The organism is Pseudarthrobacter sp. fls2-241-R2A-168 (assembly GCF_030209335.1).
In the GTDB taxonomy this organism is placed as follows: domain Bacteria; phylum Actinomycetota; class Actinomycetes; order Actinomycetales; family Micrococcaceae; genus Arthrobacter.
This window is the reverse complement of the sequence record NZ_JARVSG010000018.1, coordinates 1-6,014: the sequence shown is the minus strand read 5'-3', so window position 1 is coordinate 6,014 and position 6,014 is coordinate 1. Positions and strand designations below refer to the sequence as shown.

4 protein-coding genes and 1 pseudogene are annotated in these 6,014 nt (G+C 61.3%); 3 read left to right on the top strand and 2 right to left on the bottom strand.

Annotated features, from left to right (window positions below; genetic code table 11):
* The first annotated feature begins 279 nt into the window (after positions 1 to 279).
* The 3 genes from QRN11_RS12885 (at position 280) to QRN11_RS12875 (ending at position 3,089) form a co-directional block, all read left to right on the top strand.
* Positions 280 to 669, top strand: a complete 390-nt coding sequence (locus tag QRN11_RS12885; RefSeq protein WP_502935030.1) for a VOC family protein — start codon at positions 280 to 282, stop codon at positions 667 to 669.
* Positions 666 to 1,553: an alpha/beta fold hydrolase gene (locus QRN11_RS12880; RefSeq protein WP_285251305.1), complete on the top strand. Its 888-nt coding sequence runs from the start codon at positions 666 to 668 to the stop codon at positions 1,551 to 1,553. Before QRN11_RS12885 ends, QRN11_RS12880 begins: the two co-directional genes overlap by 4 nt.
* Before the next feature lie 825 nt (positions 1,554 to 2,378).
* Positions 2,379 to 3,089 carry a nitroreductase family protein gene (locus QRN11_RS12875; protein ID WP_285251304.1) on the top strand — a complete coding sequence of 237 codons (711 nt, stop codon included), beginning with the start codon at positions 2,379 to 2,381 and terminating at the stop codon, positions 3,087 to 3,089.
* A gap of 843 nt (positions 3,090 to 3,932) precedes the next feature.
* Here QRN11_RS12875 and QRN11_RS12870 read toward each other — a convergent pair.
* Together QRN11_RS12870 and QRN11_RS12865 are read right to left on the bottom strand one after the other, a co-directional pair.
* Positions 3,933 to 4,842 (bottom strand): annotated as a pseudogene (locus tag QRN11_RS12870) (IS5 family transposase).
* Between the two features lie 60 nt (positions 4,843 to 4,902).
* On the bottom strand, positions 4,903 to 5,835 hold the full coding sequence (locus QRN11_RS12865; protein ID WP_285251303.1) for a zinc-binding dehydrogenase: 933 nt from the start codon (positions 5,833 to 5,835) through the stop codon (positions 4,903 to 4,905).
* Positions 5,836 to 6,014: the final 179 nt, after the last annotated feature.

Sequence of the window (6,014 nt, the reverse complement as noted above, 5' to 3'; positions counted from 1 at the left end):
TACCTCCCGAAGAACCTGCAGCGGGACTACGCCAATAACGCCAACGCCGACCTCTGAGGCGCTCCAAGTTCGAGGACGCTATCCTCTGGGGCGGCACCAGTGGTCCGGCGTCAGTATCACGCCAAACACTTGAAGTCAGAGGATCCGGCGGATTCCCCGCATCAACCACTCAACTCCAGGAAAGTGCCCTCCGCAGCGAACTGCTCGCCGCATCACATTTACGACGCCAAGGGACGATTGATAATGCCAATATCTGGTTTCGACCAGGCTGCAATACCAGTGAGCGACGTCGACCGGACCGTGCAGTTCTACCAGAGCCTCGGATTCACAGCGCCGAAGGACAGCGGGACGTCACTTCCTCGGGAGTCGTTCAGAGCGGTACAGGCCGGCGAACAGAAGATAAACCTTCATGGCCCCGCGCTATGGCAAGATCCCGCATCGTCGTTGCGCGGCCGCACCGCCGTGCCGGGTTGCGGAGAGTTCTGTTTCGTCTGGGATGGAACAGTCCCTGAGCTGCGTCAAGCGTTGGACCGGACTGCATCGCCGGTGGAGGCTGGTCCGGTCGAGCGGACCGGCGGGCGCCGGAACGGGACCGCCGTGGGGACGAGCATGTACATCCGCGACCCGGACGGCAACCTGCTCGAGTTCATCGTCTACCCGACACAGTGAGCGAACATTCGATGGTGCGCGAAGTGACGGCCGGCGTCCTGCGAGTGGCCTACGAACAACACGGCCCCGTCAACGGGCCGCCCGTCATCCTCAACCACGGCTTCCCCTACGATGTGCGAGCCTACGACGAGGTCGCCGCGATTCTGGCTGCGCGCGGGTGCCGGGTGCTGGTCCCGTACCTTCGCGGGTACGGCCCGACCAGGTTCCGAACGGCGCAGACGCCTCGTTCCGGCCAGCAGGCCGCACTGGGCAGCGATCTGCGCGCGTTCATGGACGCGCTCGGCATTGGCGAGGCCGTTCTGGCGGGGTATGACTGGGGCGGGCGCTCGGCGTGCGTCGTCGCCGCGTTGTGGCCGGATCGCGTCAGGGGTCTAGTCACGGGACTCGGATACAACATCCTCGATCCGGCTATGGCCGATACGCCCAGGGTGCCCGAACAGGAGCATCAGGGGTGGTACCAGTACTACCTCCACAGCAGGCGTGGGGAGCTGGGGCTGGAGGCCAACCGTTACGAGTTCTGCAGACTCCTGTGGCGACTGTGGTCGCCGACGTGGGAGTTCGACGAGAGCACCTACGCACGGTCCGCCGCATCCTTCGAGAACCCGGATTTTTCGGCGGTCGTCGTCCACTCGTATCGGCATCGGTTCGGACTCGTCCCCGGCGACCCCGATCTCGAGGACCTCGAGGCCGAGTTGGCGGCGCAGCCGCAGATCAGCGTGCCGACGATTGCACTGTTCGGGGCTGACGACAGCTTCGGTGCACCGAAGCTGCGCGAACGCCGGTTCACGGGCCGATACCGACAGATCGATATTCCCGGCGCCGGCCACAACCTGCCGCAGGAAGCACCTCGAGCGTTCGCGGAAGCCGTCAACGCTTTGCTCTGAACGGGTGTCAAGACGTTACCCGTTCGATGGCGACCCGTAGCCGTACCAGTGCCGGTAGGTGGTGATCACCCACGGCATCAGTGAGAACGCCAACCACCGCATCTACAGTGGCGTGTCCCTTGCGCGAGAAGCCGGCACCAGAGCCTCCATCCACGGCGACTACAGATGAGCTCAGTAGACGTGCCGTGAACGGGAAACTAAGTGAGGCCTCGAACAACCCTCCTTGAAGCTTGTTGGCGGCCGGTCTAGGACTGGCAGGATGGGTACTTGTCGACAGCTGGGCAGCATGCGCGAGGCGACCAGGCCAGCCTCGCCAAGCCGCCGAGGAGATTTTTGGTGCTTTGCGGCGTGGTCCTACCGGCTCGAACAATCTCGGGCGTTGGACGCCGAGGAACACTGCTGCGTCGAGCAAGGACAGGGCGGCCGCACAAGCTGCGCTCATGGTGCAGCTGATCGGCATCGCGTTAGGGGTCTACCGGCATGCATGCCGGTCCGGGTGAACCCGGGAAGCCCAACGCATCCGGTCAGTTATGTACACAACCATGAGTGCCTAAGTCCACCGCCACCGCTATACTAATCATTACGCTATTTTGGTTGCCAGTTGGGGGGCGTCGGTTCGGCGCCAGCGTTTGGTGATGTGATCAACACAAGCATGCGTTGATGCTCAACCAGAGTGAAATGACCAGCACCTCCATCAAAGCGGTGGGAAATTAATTTACGTCGACTTGCTCATGTCGGCTCAGGGTAAGGCGGCCGAGGATGATCGCGTTCCTGACGGAACGGAAATAACAACTAGGACTCCGCGCCAAAGAAAGAAGAAGATGGATGAATAATCAAGCGTTGGATACGGATACAACAACAATGACAGCAGCGTTCCAGCGGCTGCTAAAACAGCGCGTGTCCTATCGCGCGTTCCGGCCAGAGCCGATCGATGACGACACGTTGCGCCAGCTTTTCTCGGATGCTTTGTGGGCACCCTCCAATTGCAATACTCAGCCATGGGAGGTTCACGTCGTGTCTGGAGAAGCGCGTGATCGTCTGGTTGATGCTCTTATAAAGGCCGCGGCAGAGTTTGATCCGCACCCCGACTTCTCCTTCGATGTTGGGGCGTATAAGGGTGCGCTCGAGGAACGCAGAAAGGCGCAGGGGGCCTCCTACTATCAGGCGTTGGGGGTCAGACGAGAAGACCACGAGAAACGACGGGGCATTTCCCAACAGAATTACCAGCTTTTTGGGGCTCCCCATGTCGCGTTCCTGTTCATGCCCGAGGTCGGGGACTCCGTAAGAGTGGCATCTGACGTGGGAATGTTCGCGCAAACCTTTCTCCTGGCACTCGCCGCGCGGGGGCTTGCTGGTGTGCCCCAAACGTCGCTGGGCGGCTTCCCGGATCTAGTGCGGAACGAATTGCAGATCCCTTCGCAGTCAAAGCTCCTGTTCGGTATCTCCTTCGGGACGCCAGACACTACCTCCGCCGCTTATGCGTACAGGATTGGGCGCGAGAGCTTGGAGACCCTCGTAAGCTTTCATAGCAGCTAACGCCGCCACTGACTCGCCGAGCACCTTGACGTTCTCGACACGTTCATCCGGGATGAAAACGCGAGACTCGGAGATTGAGAGTGCCAAGACTCGTGCCCCGAAAGCTCTTTCGTGCCGGGGGCCGGTCGCTTACCGCCGATCGTCTTTCCGACCGACGAGAGCATGCGGGCATCCGCGGCGCCCGGACTTGTCCGACCCGGCAGACCAAGCCCGGGCTGGTAAGCTTCCCTGCGGCCACAGAATTGAACTGCTCAAACTGAAGGACGCGGAGATCCGCAACGGGTATGCGGAACGAGCGGTGGAGCACAACTGAGGCTTGAAGTCCTTGAGCACAGGATCACGTCTGGCCTCCACCGTAGAGCCGGTGCCCCGCCGAACAACTGGGAGAGCGCCTATCCGAAGACGGGGCCACCTTGGCGGAGAGTGTGGCCAAGGATCCTCCGGTCTTCGACTTCATCGGACTGACCAAGGAAGTTGCAGACTTGGCGGTGGAGGCCATAACACAGCGGAGGCTAATGAAGAAATTCCCGCCCTGGACACCGGGGTGGAACTTCAGGCTTCTCCTGGTGCGCGTGCCGACCAACCGTTCCGTGTTAGTCGAGTTCAATACAAAGCAAAGCCAGAGCCGAACTCAGCCAATGTTTGCGACATCTGAAGTCCGGCGAGTTCAGGCCGGCGGATCTCGGACACCTGAATTTCTACGTGGCGGCAGCCAATGATTTGGTGAATTTCCCGAGAAAGGCCCCGACGGTGGGATCCTCGTGCTTGGCTGCTAGCACGAACCAATAGTCGGCTACGCATTGGACGGCTCACCCCAGCCCGTCGCCGTTAGGGCGTGTCTCCTTATTGACGGAGCCAGATGCCGACGGCGTAGAGGACGACGCCGGCGCGGTAGATTAATGCGAGTTTGTCCTAGCGGGTGGCAGTGCCGCGCCATTGTTTGAAGAGGCTGAAGGACATCTCGACCGTGTTGCGGCCTTCGTAGGTCTCGGAGTCGAAGTCCACGGGGCCCCCGCGCATGATCGCCGGCGTTTGCGGTGCCCGATCTGATCTGATGGTTCCGGGATGACGGCTTTGATGCGCCTGCGGCGCAGCAGCGACCGGCTAGCACAGGACGAATACGCCTTGTTGCCCATAACGGCATCGGACCGGGTTCTGGCATGGCCTCCGCCGAGCCGCGGCACCCGTGTCGCTTCCATGACGAGGGGAACATGGGCGGGTCGCCACCTTGCCCCGGACCGAGGATCATTGCCAACGGCCGGCCTTTACCGTCGCAGGCGTAATGGATCTTGGTGCCCAGTCCGCCCCTGGAGCGGCCGGTGGCGTGATCGGTAGGTTCAGCGAACAGTTTCTGGTAATTCGGGAGTGCCCCCTGTGGTGGGGAAGGTTCGTCCCGTGTTGGTGGACCCTGGTTGATGGTCGAGTCGACCGAAACTGTCCAGTCAATCCGCCCTGCGGCGTCGGCTTCTGCCAGTAACTGTCCGTGGATCGGGTCCCACGTCCCGTCTGAGGCGAAGCGGCGGTGCCGCTTCCACGCCGCCTGCCAAGGACCGGATTCCGACGGCAGGTCCCGCCAAGCAATCCCGCACCGGTACCGGTAAATGATGCCTTCAACAACCTGACGGTGGCCAGGGATCGGGCGGCCCCGCCGCCCGTCAGAACTCGGCAGCAACCGCTCGATCCGTGACCACTGCTCATCACTCAAAACAGATGTTCTCGATACCGCTCCAGCATTCCAGCGCGGGGCGCCGATTAAGGAGACACGCCCACAGGGCAGTGACAGAGAGCAACCGATCCCGGAAAGAGGGCGTACTCAGTAAACAGCTACGAGGCGACCACTGACTTGGCCAGTTTTGAGGCGATGAATGCCAGCCGGTATGCTCTGGAAATCGATTTTTTCCATGGCAGGCTGGATATCGCCGCATTCCATCCAGTCCAGAACTGCTTTCATAGACTCTTTCGCGCCACCGGCACGGCCAACGAGTGTGATCCCCTTGGTCATGAGCGCGTATGTATCGATCGTTGCCTCAAGGCGCCCCATGCCGACTTGGACGACGCGCCCTCCATGACCTATCGCAGCTATTGCACCGGCCGTCGTTGTGCCGAATCCGGCGAAGTCGACGACGACATCGAGATGTTCCTCCGCTAGCTCGCCAATGTCCTTCACGACTCGTTCGGCGCCGGCATCCTTGGCGCGGCCCCAGGCATCCTCGTTGATCTCCGCAACAAAGACCCGGGCCCCCGAGAGTGCGGCAACTCGTACTCCGATCTGCCCGAGCCCTCCGAACCCTATGATCCCAACTTTTTGTCCCGGCCGGACCTGACCGCTCGTAACAACGGCGGCATGTGCCGTCATTCCTGGTTCAGCAAATACCGCCATCTCCAGAGGCAAGTTATCTGGAACGCGGACGAGGGAGTCAGTTTTCGCGAGGACAAACTCACCGAAGCCGCCGTTGGACGCATAGCCATGCATCTCACTCATCGACCAGATCGCGACCCGGTCGCCGACAACGTACTCGCTTACACCGCTGCCAACCGCAACGACCTCACCGGCAATCTCGTGACCGGGCACGATAGGAAGCGACAGCAATTGCAGCCACTTTTCGTCCTCGAACAGTCCAACATCCGAGTGACAAATGCCGACTGCTTTTACGGCCACAACAACCTGACCCGACGCAGGCACCGGTCCCGGCAACTCAACGAGAGTGAGCGGTGCGTGAGTATCGGTAAACTGCCAAGCCTTCACAATTTCCTTTCGACGGTGATTAGCGCCCCGATCGGCGCCGGCGAGAGTATGGAGGTACACCGAGCTCCCCGCTGTTCGACGCGTGGACGCTTGGTCAGGCCGGGATGAGAGCGGAGGTCTCGTTGAGGCGGTGAATTTCCGGTTCTGTGAGGGTGAGGGAGGCTGCTGCCATGAGGTCG

Bases quoted from the DNA above. Each gene is read 5' to 3' on its own strand.
- QRN11_RS12875 (WP_285251304.1), top strand. From the start codon at position 2,379: ATGAATAATCAAGCGTTGGATACGGATACAACAACAATGACAGCAGCG.